A 17,196-nucleotide genomic window follows, 5' to 3' on the forward strand; every position below is an offset into this window, starting at 1 on the left:
CTTCCTGGCTCAATGGGTGGAACACGCGAAAGGGGCGCCGCACTGGGCGCCCTACGCGGGATCAGCCGAAGACGTACTTGATTGCTTGCTGGAAGCCATAGTCAATCACGGTCACCAGACCGATCATGACGACGACGAAGACAATCACGACTGTGGTGTACGTAGTCAGCTGACTACGAGTCGGCCAGACAACCTTGCGCAGCTCTGCGACGATCTGGCGGTAGAAGAGCGCGAGACGGCCCAGAGGGCCCTTCTTGCCTCGCTTGCCACCCTTACGGGGCTTCTTCGACTCGGCGGACTCATCGTCGGCATCAGGCTTGTCGATGGAGCCCACGGCGTCCGTCACGCTCTCTCACCTGATTCCGGGTCGTGACCGTGCCGCGCCCGGGGGAGCCGCACGGCGATGCATTGAATGTACGTACATGCGCACACGCCCTGGCGAAGGGGGTGTGTAGCAGGGCCGGAGGGACTTGAACCCCCAACCGCTGGTTTTGGAGACCAGTGCTCTACCAATTGAGCTACGACCCTTTGTGTTTTCCCGAACCTACCGCATCCAACCGGATACATGGAGTGCCCGGTACGGACTTGGCGGATGAAGGCCAACGACGAGTGAGTGTACGTGGTCGTCGGCCCTGCGTCGAACAGCTCCCCCGGGAACCGTCCGCGTCCAACCGTCCACAGTTCTTGTCGGGTTATGTGTCCACCGTACGAAACCTGTGTACCCCGGATGTTTCGGGTCTGCGAGCATGGTGCTCATGAGCGCTGCAATCCCTCCGACCGAGCGCCGGGTCTCCGCCCGCATCGGCGCGATCTCCGAGTCCGCCACCCTCGCCGTGGACGCCAAGGCGAAGGCCCTGAAGGCCGCCGGCCGTCCGGTGATCGGCTTCGGCGCCGGTGAGCCCGACTTCCCGACCCCCGGCTACATCGTCGAGGCCGCTGTCGAGGCGTGCCGCGACCCCCGGTACCACCGCTACACGCCGGCCGGCGGGCTCCCCGAGCTGAAGGCCGCCATCGTCGCGAAGACGAAGCGCGATTCCGGTTACGAGATCGAGCCGGCCCAGGTCCTGGTGACCAACGGCGGCAAGCAGGCGATCTACGAGGCGTTCGCCGCCATCCTCGACCCGGGCGACGAGGTCATCGTCCCGGCTCCGTACTGGACGACGTACCCGGAGTCGATCCGGCTGGCCGGCGGTGTCCCGGTGGAGGTCGTGGCCGACGAGACCACCGGCTACCGCGTCTCGGTCGAGCAGCTGGAGGCGGCCCGTACGGAGCGCACGAAGGTCGTGCTCTTCGTCTCCCCCTCGAACCCGACGGGCGCCGTCTACAGCGCGGCCGACACCGAGGCCGTCGGCCGCTGGGCCGTCGAGCACGGCCTGTGGGTGATGACGGACGAGATCTACGAGCACCTCGTCTACGGAGACGCCGTCTTCACCTCGCTGCCGGCCGTCGTCCCCGAGCTGCGCGACAAGTGCGTCGTGGTCAACGGCGTGGCCAAGACCTACGCGATGACCGGCTGGCGGGTGGGCTGGGTCGTCGGCCCCAAGGACGTCGTCAAGGCCGCGACGAACCTCCAGTCGCACGCCACGTCCAACGTCTCCAATGTCGCGCAGGTCGCCGCGATCGCCGCGCTCACCGGCGATCTCACCGCCGTCACCGAGATGCGGACCGCCTTCGACCGCCGCCGCCGCACGATCGTGCGCCTGCTCAACGAGATCGACGGCGTCCTCTGCCCGGAGCCCGAGGGCGCGTTCTACGTGTACCCGTCGGTGAAGGGCCTGCTCGGCAAGGAGATCCGCGGCAAGCGCCCGCAGGACTCGGTGGAGCTGGCCGCGCTGATCCTCGACGAGGCCGAGGTGGCCGTCGTCCCGGGCGAGGCGTTCGGCACCCCGGGCTATCTGCGGCTCTCGTACGCGCTGGGCGACGAGGACCTGGCGGAGGGCGTGGGCCGGATCCAGAAGCTGCTGGGCGAGGCGAAGGACTGACCCCGCCCCTCACCACCCGGCGCTTCCCCCACCTCACCGGTGGGACCAGAACGGGCTTCCGGCTGTCGGCCGGGAGCCCGTTTTTCCGTCTCGGCGAGACCACGATCGGGGAAAGTGGCTGCCACCGGGCCGATCCGTGCGGCAGGATCTAGCAATGGAGAGCACCATCCCCCGCGATATCAGCCTGCTGCCCAAGGCTCATCTGCATCTGCACTTCACCGGCTCGATGCGCCCCACCACCCTGCTGGAGCTGGCCGACAAGTACGGCGTCCATCTCCCGGACGCGCTCACCGGCGGCGAACCGCCCAAACTGCGCGCGACCGACGAACGCGGCTGGTTCCGCTTCCAGCGGCTGTACGACATCGCCCGGTCCTGTCTGCGTGCCCCCGAGGACATCCAGCGGCTGGTCCGCGAGGCAGCCGAGGAGGACGTCAAGGACGGCTCCGGCTGGCTGGAGATCCAGGTCGACCCCACCTCGTACGCCCCGCACCTGGGCGGGCTGATCCCGGCCCTGGAAGTCATCCTGGACGCCGTCGACGCGGCCTCCCGGGAGACCGGCCTCGGAATGCGCGTCCTGGTCGCGGCGAACCGGATGAAGCACCCCCTGGAGGCCAGAACGCTGGCCCGGCTCGCGGTGCGGTACGCGGACCGGGGTGTCGTCGGCTTCGGGCTCTCCAACGACGAGCGCCGGGGCATGGCCCGGGACTTCGACCGGGCCTTCGCGATCGCCCGGGACGGCGGGCTGCTGGCCGCGCCGCACGGCGGCGAGCTGACCGGCCCCGCGTCCGTACGGGACTGCCTGGACGATCTGAGCGCCTCCCGGATCGGGCACGGCGTCCGGGCCGCCGAGGATCCCAAGCTGCTGCGCAGGCTCGCCGAGCGCGGGGTGACCTGCGAGGTCTGCCCGGCGTCGAATGTCGCCCTGGGCGTCTACGAGAAGCCCGAGGACGTGCCGCTGCGGACGCTGTTCGACGCCGGGGTGCCCATGGCGCTCGGCGCGGACGACCCGCTGCTGTTCGGCTCCCGGCTGGCCGCCCAGTACGAGCTGGCCCGCCGCCACCAGGGCTTCTCCGACGCCGAACTGGCCGAGCTGGCCCGCCAGTCGGTACGGGGCTCGGCCGCGCCGGCGGACGTACGGGCCAGGCTGCTGGCGGGCATCGACGCCTGGCTGGCCGCGTGAGCCTGGTCTATCTGGCCAGACAACCCGCTACAGGCTGACGCCCACCGTCACCGGCTCGTTGACCAGCGTGATCCCAAAGGCGGCGTGCACCCCGGCGACCACCTCGCGGGCCAGCGCGAGGAGGTCCTCGGTGGTCGCCGCGCCCCGGTTGGTCAGGGCGAGGGTGTGCTTGGTGGAGATACGGGCCGGACCCGTGCCGTACCCCTTGGTGAAACCGGCCTTGTCGATCAGCCAGGCGGCGGAGGTCTTCGTACGCCCCTCCCCCTCCGGGAAGCCGGGCGGTGTCACGTCCTCGCCGAGGCGCTCCCGGACGCGGGCGGTGAAGTCGGCGTACTGCGCGTCGTCGAGGATCGGGTTGGTGAAGAAGGAGCCCGCGGACCAGGTGTCGTGGTCCTCCGGGTCCAGCACCATGCCCTTTCCGGCCCGCAGCCGCAGGACGGTCTCGCGGGCGGTCGCCGCCGCCACCCGCTCGCCGGGCCCGACGCCCAGGGCACGGGCCGTCTCGGCGTACGCGAGCGGCGCGGAGAGCCCGCCCGCGTCCTCCAGGGCGAAGCGGACGCGCAGCACGACCCAGCGGCCAGGGTGCTCCTTGAAGCGGCTGTGGCGGTACGCGAAGCCGCAGTCGGCGTTGGTGAGGGTGACCCGCTCGCGGGTGGTGCGGTCGTAGGCGTCGACCTCCGTGATGGTGCGGGAGACCTCCTGGCCGTACGCGCCGACGTTCTGGATCGGTGTGGCGCCGACCGAGCCGGGAATGCCGGCGAGGCACTCGACGCCCGCCAGGCCCGCTTCGACCGTACGCGCGACCGCGTCGGTCCACACCTCACCGGCGGCCAGCTCCAGCGCGGTGCCGTCGAGGGCGAAGCCCCGGGTGGCGATACGCAGGGCGGTGCCGTCGAAGCCCTTGTCCCCGATGATCAGGTTGCTGCCGCCGCCGATGATCAGCAGCGGGGTGCCGGTGTCGTCCGCCTCGCGTACGACGGCGATCACTTCCTCGTCGGTGGTGGCCGTGACCAGACGGGTCGCGGGGCCGCCGAGGCGGAAGGTGGTCAGGGGGGCGAGGGGGGCATCGTGGAGTTCCTGCACGGGGACAAGAGTACGGTCCGTCCCCCAGCCGGGGACGGACCGCAGAGCCGTACGCGCGCGCCCGCGCGCATCAGGTGTCTCAGGCGAGCCGGACGACCGCGCGGGACAGGCCCAGCACCTTCTGTCCGGCGCTCGTGGCCGTCAGATCGACGCGGACCTGGTGGTCGTCGAGCTTGGCCGCGACCTTCGCGCTGACCTCGATGAGCGCGCCCTCGTCGTCGTTGGGCACCACGACGGGCTTGGTGAAGCGGACGCCGTACTCGACGACGGCGGCCGGGTCGCCCACCCAGTCGGTCACCACCCGGACCGCCTCGGCCATGGTGAACATGCCGTGGGCGATGACGTCCGGGAGGCCGACCTCCTTGGCGAACTTCTCGTTCCAGTGGATCGGGTTGAAGTCCCCGGAGGCGCCCGCGTACTGGACCAGCGTCGCGCGGGTGACGGGGAAGCTCTGGGCCGGCAGCTCCGTGCCGACCTCGACGTCGTCGTAACCGATCTTCGCGGTCATCGGTCTCACGCCTCCTCGGCGGCGCGCGCCACCAGCTTGGTCCACGCGGTCACGACATGCTCGCCGGCCTCGTCGTGCACATCGCCCCGGACATCGATGACATCGTTCCCGGCGAGGGACTTGATCTCCACGATGGTCGAGGTGACCGTCAGCCGGTCGCCCGCCCGTACCGGACGGCTGAAGGCGAACTTCTGGTCGCGGTGCACCACCCGGCTGTAGTCCAGGCCGAGCTGCGGATCCGCGACCACGTCGCCCGCCGCCTTGAACGTGATGGCGAACACGAAGGTGGGCGGCGCGATCAGATCGGTGTGCCCGAGCGCCTTCGCGGCCTCCGGATCGGTGTACGCCGGATTGGGGTCGCCCACCGCCTCGGCGAACTCGCGGATCTTCTCCCGGCCGACCTCGTACGGCTCGGTGGGCGGATAGCTCCGCCCCACGAAGGACTGGTCGAGCGCCACGACTCGCTCCCTCCTGATGTCCTGCTGAACTGAACGTTCTGCTGATCTTGTACTGATGTTCTGCGGTAGGCGTGCCCAAACGACGCGAGGCCGTCCCCAGTACGGGGACGGCCTCGCGTACGAGCCTGATTCAGCGCGTTTCGCGGTGCGCGGTGTGCGAGTTGCAGCGCGGGCAGTGCTTCTTCATCTCAAGACGGTCCGGGTTGTTACGCCGGTTCTTCTTGGTGATGTAGTTCCGCTCCTTGCACTCCACGCAGGCCAGCGTGATCTTCGGGCGGACGTCGGTGGCAGCCACGTGAGTGCTCCTTGGACGGACAACGGATGAACGGATGAACGCATAAAAGAGTAGCCGATCGAAGGACCGACCCCACAATCGGCTACTTTTGTGTAGCGGTGACCGGACTTGAACCGGTGACACAGCGATTATGAGCCGCTTGCTCTACCGACTGAGCTACACCGCTTCGATGTTGGTTCTCCTCGCCCGAAGGCGAGGATCACCGAACATCTGAGCCCCAATACGGAATCGAACCGTAGACCTTCTCCTTACCATGGAGACGCTCTACCGACTGAGCTATTGGGGCGAGCGATGAAGACATTACACGGTCGGCTGCCGATCGCCCAAATCCGTTTCAACGGCCTCTTCCCCGTGCCTCACCAGGGCCCCATCGGCCCCACCGGTGGGCTCGCCGGTACGACTATTCCGCTCCTCCTTCGCTCCTCCTCGAAGCGCGGCGGGGCCGCCCCTAGGCTCGACCGCACCGCGTGATCCTCCCCACGTTCCGCTGCCCCTCTTGCACCTCCGGAGCCCGATGCCCGACAGCCCACCGCAGCCGTCCGACGACGCCACGGCCGACACCACCGCGCTCGTCCTGTGCGGCGCCCGGCTCGCCGACGGCAGGACCGTCGACGTACGGCTCGCCGCCGGCCGGATCGAGGCGGTGGGCACGGCCGGCAGCCTCACCGTGTACGGCACCCGGGTCGACCTCACCGGCTTCCTGCTGCTCCCGGCCCCCGCCGAACCCCACGCCCACGGCGACACCGCCCTCACGGCACTGCCCCCGGGCGGGGGTACGGGCGGGCATCCGTCCGGGCCGGCCGGGCCCGTCTCGTACGCCCCGGAGGATGTCCAGCGCCGCGCCACCGAGGCCACCCTGCTCCAGCTCGGGCACGGCGCGACCGCGGTCCGCGCGCACGTACGGATCGGCGAGCGGCAGCGGCTGGGCCGGCTGGAGGCGGTGCTCCAGGCGCGGCGGTCGCTGCGCGGGCTCGCCGATCTGACCGCCGTCGCGGTGCCCCGGCTGCTGACGGGCGTGGCCGGCGCCGACGGGCGGGCGATGCTGCGCGACGCGGTCAAGATGGGCGCGGGCGTGGTGGGCGGCTGCCCGGATCTCGACCCGGATCCGGCGGGGTACGCGGAAGCGGTGCTGGAGGTGGCCGCCGAGCACGGCTGTCCCGTCGATCTGCACACGGACGGCGCCGATCCGGTACGGCTCGCGGCGCTGGCCGCCATGGCGGGCGGGGTGCGGCAGGGCGTGACGCTCGGGCCGTGCGCGGGGCTGGCCCGGCTGCCGGCCGAGGTGGCGGCGCGGGCGGCGGAGCGGCTGGCGGCGGCCGGGGTGACGGTGGTGTGCCTGCCGCAGGGCACATGCGGCGGCGCGGAGCGCGCGGGCGATCCGGTCCGTGCGCGGGCGCGGAGCGCGGAGCGGGGGCGCGGGGTCGCGCCCGTACGGCTGCTGCGGGCGGCCGGGGTACGGGTCGCGGCGGGCGGTGGCGCGCTGCGGGACCTCGCGAACCCGGTGGGGCGCGGGGATCCGCTGGAGGCCGCGTATCTGCTGGCTTCCCGGAGCGGGCTGCGGGCGGCGGACGCGTACGGCGCGGTGAGCGCGGCGGCGCGGGCCGCGATGGGGCTGGCCGAGGTGCGGGTGGAGGCGGGTTTCCCGGCCGAGCTGCTGGCGGTGCGCGGGGACAGCGTCGAGGGCGCGCTCTCGCTGGCGTACAGCCGGATCGTCATCCACCGGGGCCGGGTGGTGGCGCGGACGAGCGCGGTGCGGGAGTACTGCGACTCGGCGGCGGTGGCGGCGCTGGAGCTGCCGCGGCAGGGCCGCTCCGACCTCGGCGCCTGAGCGCGTACGTCTGCGGTACGTCACCGGGGATGGTGTCCGGCGTACGGTCTGATCATGCGAATCGTGATTGCCGGAGGACATGGACAGATCGCGCTGCGGCTGGAGCGGCTGCTCAGCGCGCGCGGGCATGAGGCCGTGGGGGTGATCCGCGCCGCCGGGCAGGCGGACGACCTGCGGGCGACCGGCGCGGAACCGGTCGTGCTGGACCTGGAGTCGGCCTCGGTGGACGAGGTCGCCGGGGTGCTGGAGGGCGCGGACGCCGCGGTCTTCGCGGCGGGCGCGGGCGGGGGCAGCGGGGCGGCCCGCAAGGAGACGGTGGACCGGGGCGCGGCGGTGCTCTTCGCGGACGCGGCGGAGCGCGCGGGCGTACGCCGGTTTGTGGTGGTCTCCTCGATGGGCGCGGACCCGGACCGCGCGGGCGGCGAGGTCTTCGACGCGTACCAGCGCGCGAAGGGCGCGGCGGACGTGTACGTGCGGTCAAGGACCGCGCTGGACTGGACGATTCTGCGGCCGGGCCTGCTGACGGACGACGCGGGTACGGGACTTGTCGCGCTGGAGGCGTCAACGGGGCGCGGTCCGGTGCCGCGTGACGATGTGGCGGCGGTTCTGGCGGAGCTGCTGGAGACGCCGGGGACGGCCGGTCTGACGCTGGAGCTGATCAGCGGCGCGGTGCCGGTGGCGGACGCGGTGACGGCGGCGGCGGACGGCCGTTCCTGACCGGTTCGGGACCGTTCGGGGGCGGCTCCGGGCCGCTTCCGAACGGTTCCGGGCGTACGAAAAATGGCCTCCGCCTCACGTTTCCGTGAAGCGGAGGCCATCTCTCTCGTGTGGCGGCGCCAGGATTCGAACCTGGGAAGGCTAAGCCGGCGGATTTACAGTCCGCTCCCATTGGCCACTCGGGCACACCGCCATGGGATGTCGCTGCCGTGAGGATCATCGCTGGTGGGCGGTGCTCCGTGGCAACGACGTAAACAATACCCGATGCCCGGGGGTGCTCCGCCACTGCTTTGATCAGCGCTGGGCGCGGGCGCGGGTGACTAGGCTTTACGGCAGCACTGCACCCCGCAGCACCGATGACAAGGAGCCACAGGACATGGCCGACTCCAGTTTCGACATCGTCTCGAAGGTCGAGCGGCAGGAGATCGACAACGCGCTCAACCAGGCATCGAAGGAACTCGCCCAGCGCTACGACTTCAAGAACGTCGGGGCCTCGATCGGCTGGTCCGGCGAGAAGATCCTGATGCAGGCGAACTCCGAGGAGCGGGTCGCCGCGATCCTCGATGTCTTCCAGTCCAAGCTGATCAAGCGCGGTATCTCGCTGAAGGCGCTGGACGCCGGCGAGCCGCAGCTGTCCGGCAAGGAGTACAAGATCTTCGCCTCGATCGAGGAGGGCATCTCCCAGGACAACGCGAAGAAGGTCGCGAAGTTCATCCGTGACGAGGGCCCCAAGGGCATCAAGGCGCAGGTCCAGGGCGATGAGCTGCGCGTCAGCTCGAAGAGCCGCGACGACCTCCAGACGGTGATCGCGCTGCTCAAGGGCCAGGACTTCGACTTCGCGCTCCAGTTCGTGAACTACCGCTGACGCCTGCCGACGGCCGCCGTCTCCCGGCCGCCGCCACACGGCGGCGGCCCGCGAGGGCGCCGTAACCGCTCGCGCCGTAACCGCTCGCCGTACCCGCTCGCCCTGCCTGCTCTCCGTACCGCTCTCCGTACCGCTCAGCGGGACCGCGAGTGGCCGAAGACGATCCGGTAGCCGATCAGCAGGACAAGCGCGCCGCCGATGGCCGCCGCCCAGGTGGCGCCGTCGTAGAAGCTGTTGTTGATGGGGTGGTCGAGCCAACGGGCCGAAATCCAGCCGCCGATGAACGCGCCCGCGATCCCGATGAACGTCGTGCCGAGGATGCCGCCGGGGTCCCGGCCGGGGAGCAGAATCTTGGCGACGGCTCCGGCGAGCAGTCCGAGAATGATCCAGCCGATGATGCTCATGCCTTGGGTCCTGCCTTTCCGTGCTGTGTACCGGGGAAGACGTCGAGGTGGCGGCCGATGGTTGCGCGTTTTCGCAACTCACGGCGTACACACAGGAACACACAGGAAGCCTTACGCCCCGGGCCGGGCAACCCTGCGCCCCCGGGAGAGCGTCTGCCCCGGAAAGCCGCCGTCACCGCCGATGTGATCGTCGGCACCGCCGGGAACCGGGGCCGGTCAGGTTTCGTCTCAGGCGGTCGGAGCCGGATAATTGGCTTGAGCGGTGATGCGGGCGGACCTCGCGAAAGGCAAGTGATCATGAAGCTCATCGAGCTGATCCTGAATGTCCTGTGGCTGGTGCTCTGCGGCATCTGGATGGCCATCGGCTATGCCATCGCCGCGATCATCTGTTTCGTCCTGATCGTGACGATCCCGTTCGGCATCGCCTCGCTGCGTATCGCCGGCTACGTACTGTGGCCCTTCGGCCGCACCACGGTCGAGCGGCCCGACGCCGGGGCGCCGTCCTTCATCGGCAACATCATCTGGGTCGTCTGCGCGGGCTGGTGGCTGGCGCTCGGGCATCTGCTGACGAGCATCCCGCTCTTCGTCTCGATCATCGGCATCCCCTTCGGCTGGGCGAACCTGAAGATGATCCCGGTCTCGCTGATGCCGCTGGGCCGCGAGGTCGTGTCGTCGGACGAGCGCTTCGGCGGACGCTGAGCAGAGGCCCTAGGGCCGGTGGGGGCCGGCCATCCGCTCCAGCCGGGCGATGCGCTCCGCCATCGGGGGGTGCGTGGAGAACAGCTTCGAGACCTCGCCGGGCCGGAACGGGTTCGCGATCATCATGTGGCTCGCGGTCTCGATACGCGGCTCCGGCGGCAGCGGCAGCTGCCGCGTCCCCGTCTCCAGCTTGCGCAGCGCGCTGGCCAGCGCCAGCGGGTCGCCGGTGAGCTGGGCGCCGGCCGCGTCGGCCTCGTACTCGCGCGAGCGGCTTACCGCCAGTTGGATGACGGAGGCGGCGAGCGGGCCCAGGATCATGAGCAGCAGCATGCCGAAGAAGCCCGGGCCGTCATCGTCGTCGGAGCGGCCGAACGGGATCAGCCAGGCGAAGTTCACCAGGAACATCACCACCGAGGCGAGCGCCCCGGCGACCGAGGCGATCAGGATGTCGCGGTTGTAGACATGGCTCAGCTCATGGCCGAGGACACCGCGCAGCTCGCGCTCGTCGAGGAGCTGGAGGATGCCCTCCGTGCAGCAGACGGCGGCGTTGCGCGGATTGCGGCCGGTGGCGAACGCGTTGGGCGCCTGGGTCGGTGAGATGTAGAGGCGCGGCATGGGCTGGCGGGCCGCCGTCGACAGCTCCCGGACGATCCGGTAGAGCTGGGGGGCCTCGAACTCGCTGACCGGGCGGGCGCGCATGGCGCGCAGGGACAGCTTGTCGCTGTTCCAGTAGGAGTACGCGTTGGTGCCGAGCGCCACGACGAGCGCGATGATCAGGCCCGTACGGCCGAAGAAGCTGCCGATCCCGATGATGAGCGCTGAGAGTGCCGCGAGGAGTACGGCGGTTTTCAGCCCGTTGTGCCGGCGGTGCACGGTACGCCCTCCAAGTGGTGCGGCAGGGGAACCCTTTGCCTGGTGCTGCTCCACGTCTCCAGTGGACCCTTACCTTCTGGTCAACGCGAGGCGAGCGGTCCGGGTTCCCCTCCGTGCCCGTACGGGCACGGCGCGGGGGGCCGACCGGTCAGAACAGGCCGGTTCCCGCGAAGCGCAGCACGAGCTGGGGCGCTCCCGACAGCACGATCCCGGCGGCGGCCGTCAGCCCGATGGCGGCGGTGATCGCGGGGGTGGCGGTGACGGTGTGCGTGCCGGTGGCGGTCTCGTCCCCGGGCGCCTGGAAGAGGACGGCCGTCCACCGGAGGTAGTAGGTGAGGCCGATCACGACGTTGACGGCCATGACGGCGGCCAGCCAGCCGAGTCCCGCGTCCACAGCCGCGGAGAAGACGGTGACCTTGGCGAAGAGGCCGATGATCCCCGGGGGCAGTCCGGCCAGGCAGAGCAGGAAGAAGGCCAGGGCGAGGGCGGCGAAGGGCCGGCGCGCCCAGAGGCCCCGGTAGTCGGAGAGGCGGTTCAGCGGCTTCGTACGGGCCACCAGGACTGTGACGGCGAAGGCACCGAGGTTCACGACGGCGTACATCAGGGCGTACGCGACGGTGGAGCCGACGCGCCGCTCGCCCGCGTACGCGGCCGACGCGATCGGCACCAGCAGATAGCCCGCCTGGGCGACGGACGACCAGGCGAGCAGCCGTACGGCGCTCCACGCGCGCGTGGCCGACTGCCGGAGCGCGGCGACATTGCCGAGGGTCATGGTGAGCGCGGCGAGGACCGCGAGGAGCGGGCCCCACACGTTCCCGTACGAGGGGAACGCGACGACGGTCACCAGGATGAGGCCGGAGAAGCCGACCGCCTTGCCGACGACGGAGAGATACGCGGCGATGGGCAGGGGCGCGCCGATGTAGGTGTCGGGGACCCAGAAGTGGAAGGGGGCGGCGGCGGTCTTGAAGGCGAAGCCGACCAGGGTGAGGGCGACACCCGCCCCGGCGAGCGTCTCCAGCGGGCCGGTCCCTTCGGCGAGTTCCCCGGCGATCTCGCCGAGGTGGAGGGTGCCGGTGGCCGCGTACACGAAGCTGACGCCCAGGAGCATCACGGCGGTGGCGGTGACCGAGGAGAGGAAGAACTTGAGCGCCGCCTCGGAGGAGCGCCGGTCGCCGCGCCGGAGCCCGACCAGGGCGAACGCGGGCAGGGAGGCGACCTCCAGGGCGACGACCAGGGTGGCGAGGTCGCGCGCGGCGGGCAGCAGGGCGGCGCCGGCCGCCGAGGCGAGCAGCAGGAACCAGTACTCCCCTACGGGGAGTTCCCCGGTGTCGTGGAGCGAGAGGAGCACGGTGAGCAGCGCTCCGCCGAGCACCAGCGCCTGGATGACGAGGGTGAAGTGGTCGGCCGTGTAGCTGCACACGCCGGGCTGGGCGGGGAGGCAGAAGGTGGCGCGGTGTCCGTCGCGCAGCGGTACGAGGGTGAGGAGCGCGGCGACGAGTCCGGCGACGGCGAGTCCGCCGAGGAGCGGCTTGCGGTGCGCCGGTACGAAGAGGTCGGCGACGAGGACGATCAGGGCGACCGTCGCCGTGAGGGTGGGGGGCGCGATCGCGAGCCAGTCGACGGACTGGACGAGGCTGGCGGCGGCCACGGTCACGACTTGCCTCCTGCGAGGAGCTTCTGCACGGCGGGGTCGGTGAGGCCGAGGAGGACGGCGGGCCAGAGTCCGGCGACCACGGTGAGGACGACGAGGGGGCTCCAGGCGGCGATCTCGTAGCCGTGGATGTCGGCGGCGGGAACGCCGGGGTCCTGTTCTTTCGGGGTGACGTCTTCCTTCGGGGGGACGCCCATGCACACGCGGCGCACGACGACCAGGAGGTACGCGGCGGTGAGCAGCGTGCCGACGGCGGCGATGGCCATGAAGGTACGGAAGGCGGGGCGGCTGAGCCCCTCGGCCGGGTCGAACGCGCCGAACAGGGTGAGCATCTCGCCCCAGAACCCGGCCAGTCCGGGCAGTCCGAGGGAGGCGACGGCGGCGAAGGCGAACAGCCCGCCGAGGCGGGGCGCCCGGCCGTAGAGCGCGGCGCCGGTCGCGCCGGCGAGGGTGTCGAGGTCGGCGGTGCCGTACCGGTCCTTGACCGCTCCGGCCAGGAAGAAGAGCAGGCCGGTGATGAGGCCGTGGGCGATGTTGGCGAAGAGCGCGCCGTTGACTCCGGTGGGGGTCATGGTCGCGATGCCGAGCAGCACGAAGCCCATGTGGCCGACGGAGGAGTAGGCGATCAGCCGTTTGAGGTCGCCGCCCGCGCCCTGCCGCGCGAGGGCGAGGCAGGCGAGGGATCCGTAGATGATGCCGGCGACGGCGAAGGCGGCGAGGCAGGGGGCGAAGGTCCGCATCCCGTCCGGCGCGATGGGCAGGACGATCCGGACGAATCCGTACGTTCCCATCTTGAGCAGGACACCGGCGAGGAGGACGGAGCCCACGGTCGGGGCGGCGGTGTGGGCGTCCGGCAGCCAGCTGTGCAGCGGCCACATCGGGGTCTTCACCGCGAGCCCGAGACCGATCGCCAGAACGGCGGTGACCTGCACGGATGTACTGAGCCCTGACCCGTTGTCAGTGGCGAGTGCCACCATGTCGAATGTGCCCGCGTTGATTCCGATCAGCAGCAGGCCGAGCAGCATGACCACGGAACCGAGCAGGGTGTAGAGGATGAATTTCAGGGCGGCGGCCTCCCGGCCGCCGGCCACGCCTTCCGATCCGCCCCAGCGGGCGATCAGGAAGTACATGGGGATCAGCACCATCTCGAAGGCGAGGAAGAAGAGCAGCAGATCGAGGACGGCGAAGGTGGCGAGGGTGCCGGACTCCAGGACGAGCAGCAGGGCGACGAACGCCTTCGGGGACGGGCCCGTGGGCGGCTTGTAGTAGCTGTAGAGCGCGCAGAGGAAGGTCAGCAGCGCGGTCAGGACCAGAAGGGGGAGGGAAATGCCGTCGATGCCGAGGTGGATCCGCACGTCGAGTGCCGCGATCCAGCTGATGTCCGTGGTGGCCTGCATCCTCGACGGATGGCCGTGGTCGAAGCCGAGCGCGAGGACGACCGTGGCGGCGAGGATCGCGCCGGTCACGGTGACACCGTGGCGGAGCACGGCCTGGTCGGGGCCGGTGCCGCGCAGTCCGGGCGGGGCCGGCAGAAGCGCGGCGACGGCGCCGATGAGCGGCCCGACGATGATCAACGCCAGAAGGAACTGCATCACGGACTCACTGATATCGATCACGGCTCACGCTCCGGCGGTTCGCGCGATGAGTACGGCGGCGATCGCCAGGACGACGGAGCCGGCGAGCAGGACGCTCAGATAGGTCTGCACATTGCCGGTCTGCGCGCGGCGCACGGCCGCGCCGAGCCCGCGTGCCCCCGCGCCCGCGCCGTGTACGTAGGTGTCGATGACCTCGCGGTCGAGGAAGCGGACCAGCCGGGCCGCCGCCAGCACGGGGCGTACGAACAGGCGGTCGTAGAGGGCGTCGAGGTGGAAGCCGGCCGCCGCGTGACGGTGGAGCGGGCCCAGCAGGACCCGGCCGGGGTCGGCCGGGTCGGGGGCCGCCGCGGTCGCGGGTCCGTACATCCGGGTGTGGGCCTCCATCGCCGCGACCTCGGCGAGGGCGGGTTCGGCGTCGGGGTGGGCGGCGACGGCGCCCATGGGGGTGCGGGCGGCCAGGGCCGTGGTGTGGCGCCAGCAGCCGTAGGTGATCAGGCCGCCGACGAGCGCGGCGCCCGTGCCGAGCACGGAGGTGGTGAGGTTCGGGGCGAGGCTGTGGCCGTCGAACCAGCCGGGGAGACGTCCGGCGGTCAGACCGAGCGCGAGGGAGGGTACGGCGAGCACCCAGAGCACGGTGTTCATGGCGAGCGGCTGTCTGCCGTGGTCGGGGGCCTCGGCTCCGTGCCCGCGGAAGGCCAGCAGCCAGAGACGGGTGGCGTAGGCGGCGGTGAGGAGGGCGGTGAGCAGACCGGCGACGAGCACGGTCCAGCCGGCCGCGCCCGGGGCGGTGGTGCCGGTCGCGCCGAGGGCCGTGTGCTCGGCGGCGACCAGCACGGATTCCTTGGAGAAGAAGCCGGCGAAGGGCGGGATGGCGGCCAGCGCCAGCAGGGCGACGGTCATCGTCCAGTAGGCGTCGGGGATACGGCCGGGCAGTCCGCGCAGCCGGGACATCGTGGCGAGCGAGTTGGTGCCGGCGGCGTGGATGACCACACCGGCGCCCAGGAAGAGGAGGGCCTTGAACGCACCGTGCGAGACGAGATGGAAGACGGCCGCGCCCCGGTCGCCCACCGCCAGGGCGCCCGACATGTAGCCGAGCTGACCGATGGTCGAGTAGGCGAGGACCCGTTTGATGTCGTCCTGGGCGAGGGCGGCGAGCGCCGAGCCGACCGCGGTGACCGCGGCCAGCGCCGCCAGCACGACCAGGGCCGCCGCCGAGGCGGCGAAGACGGGAAGGAGCCGGGCGACGAAGTAGATACCGGCGGCGACCATCGTGGCGGCGTGGATCAGCGCGGAGACGGGCGTCGGGCCCGCCATCGCGTCGGGCAGCCAGGTGTGCAGCGGGAACTGCGCGGACTTGCCCGCCACCCCCGCGAGCAGCAGCAGCGCGACCGGCGTGGGGTGGTCGAGGCCGCCCTCGGCGACGGTCTTCAGGATGCCGTTGATCCGGAACGTACCAGCGGCGGAGGCGAGGGCGAACAGCCCGATGAGGAAGGGGACATCACCGAGCTTGGTGACCAGGAACGCCTTGAGGGAGGCCGCGCGGGCCTCGGGGGTCTCCCAGTAGTGGCCCACGAGGAAGTACGAGCAGATGCCCATGATCTCCCAGCCGACCAGCAGCACCATCAGGTCGCCGGAGTAGACGACGAGCAGCATCGCGGAGGTGAAGAGGGAGACCAGAGCGGCGTACGAGGGGTAGCGCGCGTCGCCGCGCAGATACCCCGTCGAGTAGATCTGCACACAGGTCGCGACAACGCCCACCAGGACGGCGACGAGCGCGGCGAAGCCGTCGATGTGGAGCGCGAGGTCGATGGGGACCGAGCCGGTCGGGGTGAGCCGGGTCGAGGCGTCCAGCGGCGCCGTGCCGTCACCCGCGCCCCCGCCCTGGCGCACGGCCACCACGACGGCGAACGCGGCGGCGGCCAGGGTCGGCAGCACGGCCAGCGGGCGGACGAACCCGGGGGCGGTGCGGCCGAGCAGCAGCCCGGCGACGGCGCCCAGGAACGGCAGGAGGGGGACCAGGACGGCGAGGGTCGTGGTGGTCACGCGGTGGCCTCGGCCTTCTTCTCCGCTGCCGGAGCGTCGGGGTCCGCCGGGTCGTCGGCGCCGGCCGGGCCCTCGGCGGTGTCGCGGAGCCGGTCGATGTCCGCGGTGCCGCGGTTGCGGTAGACCATCAGGACGATCGCCAGCCCGATGCCGATCTCGGCGGCGGCGATGGCGATGACGAAGAGAGTGAGGGACTGTCCGGCGTGCAGCTCGTCGCGGAGCCACACGTCGAAGGCGACGAGGTTGAGGTTGACGGCGTTGAGCATCAGCTCGACGGACATCAGGACGAGGATCGCGTTGCGGCGGGCGAGCACCCCGTACAGCCCGACGCAGAACAGGAGGGCCGCCAGCACGGCGGGATAGGCGAGATGCATCAGCGCCGCTCCTCGCGGTCCGTGGGGCCCTTGGGATCCTTGCGGACCTCGGGCCCCTTGCGGACCTCGCGGTCCTTGCGGTCCTTGCGGTACAGGACGATCGCGCCGACGAGCGCCGCGAGCAGCAGCACGGACAGCGCCTCGAAGGGCAGCACCCAGTTCCGGAACAGGAACTGCCCGGTGACCTCGGTGGAGCCCTGCACCGGTCCGTCCAGGTCGATCCACGTCGTCCGGAACGCGTCGACGACCACCCAGACCAGACAGCCGGCGGCGACCACGGCCACCCCGAGGGCGACCGGGCGGTTCTCCCCGTCGGCGTCCGGGGAGCGGCCGATGGGCGCCCTGGTCAGCATCAGCCCGAAGAGCAGGAGGACCACCACGGAACCGACATAGATGAGGACCTGCACCCAGGCGATGAACTCCGCCGTCAGCAGCAGATACTCGACGGCCAGCCCGCCGAGCGCCACCACCAGCCAGAGGGCGGCGTGCACCAGCTGCTTCGTCGTGACGGTCACGAGGGCCGCGCCGAGGGTCAGCAGTCCGACGAGTACGAAGGCGATCTCGACGCCGGTCGGGGAGAGAAAGCCAGGCCCGGTGGCGGCCATGGTCAGAGGCGCCGTCAGGGGTGTCGTCACGGCTGC

Annotated in this window: 18 protein-coding genes and 4 tRNA genes; 6 read left to right on the plus strand and 16 right to left on the minus strand. The window is 71.1% G+C overall.

What is annotated here, in order from left to right:
• Positions 1-61 precede the first annotated feature (61 nt).
• Together secE and DVK44_RS12165 are read right to left on the minus strand one after the other, a co-directional pair.
• Positions 62-346 carry a preprotein translocase subunit SecE gene (gene secE, locus DVK44_RS12160; protein ID WP_114622197.1) on the minus strand — a complete coding sequence of 95 codons (285 nt, stop codon included), beginning with the start codon at positions 344-346 and terminating at the stop codon, positions 62-64.
• A 109-nt stretch (positions 347-455) separates the two neighbouring features.
• Positions 456-528 (minus strand) — tRNA-Trp (locus tag DVK44_RS12165).
• 227 nt (positions 529-755) lie between these two features.
• On the opposite strand from DVK44_RS12165, the gene DVK44_RS12170 reads away from it, so the two are divergent.
• Both DVK44_RS12170 and DVK44_RS12175 read left to right on the plus strand, forming a co-directional pair.
• A complete protein-coding gene (locus DVK44_RS12170) occupies positions 756-1,982 on the plus strand; it encodes a pyridoxal phosphate-dependent aminotransferase (RefSeq protein ID WP_114665076.1) in 1,227 nt (408 codons plus the stop codon).
• A gap of 154 nt (positions 1,983-2,136) precedes the next feature.
• Positions 2,137-3,162 carry an adenosine deaminase gene (locus DVK44_RS12175; RefSeq protein ID WP_181957448.1) on the plus strand — a complete coding sequence of 342 codons (1,026 nt, stop codon included), beginning with the start codon at positions 2,137-2,139 and terminating at the stop codon, positions 3,160-3,162.
• 27 nt (positions 3,163-3,189) lie between these two features.
• Here the strand turns inward: DVK44_RS12175 and DVK44_RS12180 are convergent, their stop codons facing one another.
• The 6 genes from DVK44_RS12180 to DVK44_RS12205 all read right to left on the minus strand — a co-directional run bounded on the left by DVK44_RS12180 (position 3,190) and on the right by DVK44_RS12205 (position 5,792).
• A complete protein-coding gene (locus DVK44_RS12180; RefSeq protein ID WP_114659690.1) occupies positions 3,190-4,245 on the minus strand; it encodes a UDP-N-acetylmuramate dehydrogenase in 1,056 nt (351 codons plus the stop codon).
• Between the two features lie 79 nt (positions 4,246-4,324).
• Positions 4,325-4,753 carry a MaoC family dehydratase gene (locus tag DVK44_RS12185; RefSeq protein WP_114659691.1) on the minus strand — a complete coding sequence of 143 codons (429 nt, stop codon included), beginning with the start codon at positions 4,751-4,753 and terminating at the stop codon, positions 4,325-4,327.
• Between the two features lie 5 nt (positions 4,754-4,758).
• Positions 4,759-5,211 carry a MaoC family dehydratase N-terminal domain-containing protein gene (locus tag DVK44_RS12190; protein ID WP_114659692.1) on the minus strand — a complete coding sequence of 151 codons (453 nt, stop codon included), beginning with the start codon at positions 5,209-5,211 and terminating at the stop codon, positions 4,759-4,761.
• Positions 5,212-5,341: 130 nt separating this feature from the next.
• The gene (gene rpmG, locus DVK44_RS12195) at positions 5,342-5,506 is read right to left on the minus strand and encodes a 50S ribosomal protein L33 (RefSeq protein WP_003956487.1); all 165 of its coding nucleotides are present in this window, start codon (positions 5,504-5,506) and stop codon (positions 5,342-5,344) included.
• 93 nt (positions 5,507-5,599) lie between these two features.
• Positions 5,600-5,672: transfer RNA gene (locus tag DVK44_RS12200), tRNA-Met, on the minus strand.
• A 47-nt stretch (positions 5,673-5,719) separates the two neighbouring features.
• Positions 5,720-5,792: transfer RNA gene (locus DVK44_RS12205), tRNA-Thr, on the minus strand.
• 228 nt (positions 5,793-6,020) lie between these two features.
• Between DVK44_RS12205 and DVK44_RS12210 the strand changes: the two genes are divergently transcribed.
• Complete coding sequence (locus DVK44_RS12210; protein WP_114659693.1) at positions 6,021-7,334, plus strand: amidohydrolase family protein; 1,314 nt, start codon at positions 6,021-6,023, stop codon at positions 7,332-7,334.
• A gap of 54 nt (positions 7,335-7,388) precedes the next feature.
• A complete protein-coding gene (locus DVK44_RS12215; protein WP_114659694.1) occupies positions 7,389-8,051 on the plus strand; it encodes an SDR family oxidoreductase in 663 nt (220 codons plus the stop codon).
• 111 nt (positions 8,052-8,162) lie between these two features.
• Here DVK44_RS12215 and DVK44_RS12220 read toward each other — a convergent pair.
• Positions 8,163-8,244: transfer RNA gene (locus DVK44_RS12220), tRNA-Tyr, on the minus strand.
• A 183-nt stretch (positions 8,245-8,427) separates the two neighbouring features.
• Here DVK44_RS12220 and DVK44_RS12225 point away from each other — a divergent pair.
• On the plus strand, positions 8,428-8,916 hold the full coding sequence (locus tag DVK44_RS12225; RefSeq protein WP_114659695.1) for a YajQ family cyclic di-GMP-binding protein: 489 nt from the start codon (positions 8,428-8,430) through the stop codon (positions 8,914-8,916).
• A gap of 134 nt (positions 8,917-9,050) precedes the next feature.
• On the opposite strand, the gene DVK44_RS12230 is transcribed toward DVK44_RS12225, so the two are convergent.
• Positions 9,051-9,320, minus strand: a complete 270-nt coding sequence (locus DVK44_RS12230) for a GlsB/YeaQ/YmgE family stress response membrane protein (protein WP_114659696.1) — start codon at positions 9,318-9,320, stop codon at positions 9,051-9,053.
• A gap of 297 nt (positions 9,321-9,617) precedes the next feature.
• Between DVK44_RS12230 and DVK44_RS12235 the strand changes: the two genes are divergently transcribed.
• Positions 9,618-10,019, plus strand: coding sequence for a YccF domain-containing protein (locus DVK44_RS12235; protein ID WP_114665077.1), 402 nt, complete (start codon positions 9,618-9,620; stop codon positions 10,017-10,019).
• Between the two features lie 9 nt (positions 10,020-10,028).
• Here DVK44_RS12235 and htpX read toward each other — a convergent pair whose 3' ends face one another.
• The 6 genes from htpX to DVK44_RS12265 all read right to left on the minus strand — a co-directional run bounded on the left by htpX (position 10,029) and on the right by DVK44_RS12265 (position 17,160).
• Positions 10,029-10,892: a zinc metalloprotease HtpX gene (gene htpX, locus DVK44_RS12240; RefSeq protein WP_114659697.1), complete on the minus strand. Its 864-nt coding sequence runs from the start codon at positions 10,890-10,892 to the stop codon at positions 10,029-10,031.
• Positions 10,893-11,040: 148 nt separating this feature from the next.
• Entirely contained in the window at positions 11,041-12,546 is a 1,506-nt protein-coding gene (locus DVK44_RS12245) for an NADH-quinone oxidoreductase subunit N (protein ID WP_114659698.1), read from the minus strand.
• The gene (locus DVK44_RS12250; RefSeq protein ID WP_114665078.1) at positions 12,543-14,135 is read right to left on the minus strand and encodes a complex I subunit 4 family protein; all 1,593 of its coding nucleotides are present in this window, start codon (positions 14,133-14,135) and stop codon (positions 12,543-12,545) included. Before DVK44_RS12250 ends, DVK44_RS12245 begins: the two co-directional genes overlap by 4 nt.
• 27 nt (positions 14,136-14,162) lie before the next feature.
• A complete protein-coding gene (locus DVK44_RS12255) occupies positions 14,163-16,181 on the minus strand; it encodes an NADH-quinone oxidoreductase subunit 5 family protein (RefSeq protein WP_114659699.1) in 2,019 nt (672 codons plus the stop codon).
• The gene (nuoK, locus tag DVK44_RS12260; RefSeq protein ID WP_114659700.1) at positions 16,178-16,555 is read right to left on the minus strand and encodes an NADH-quinone oxidoreductase subunit NuoK; all 378 of its coding nucleotides are present in this window, start codon (positions 16,553-16,555) and stop codon (positions 16,178-16,180) included. Before nuoK ends, DVK44_RS12255 begins: the two co-directional genes overlap by 4 nt.
• Entirely contained in the window at positions 16,555-17,160 is a 606-nt protein-coding gene (locus DVK44_RS12265) for an NADH-quinone oxidoreductase subunit J family protein (protein WP_228447608.1), read from the minus strand. Before DVK44_RS12265 ends, nuoK begins: the two co-directional genes overlap by 1 nt.
• Between the last annotated feature and the right edge of the window lie 36 nt (positions 17,161-17,196).

It is taken from the genome of Streptomyces paludis (genome assembly GCF_003344965.1).
Lineage (GTDB): Bacteria > Actinomycetota > Actinomycetes > Streptomycetales > Streptomycetaceae > Streptomyces > Streptomyces paludis.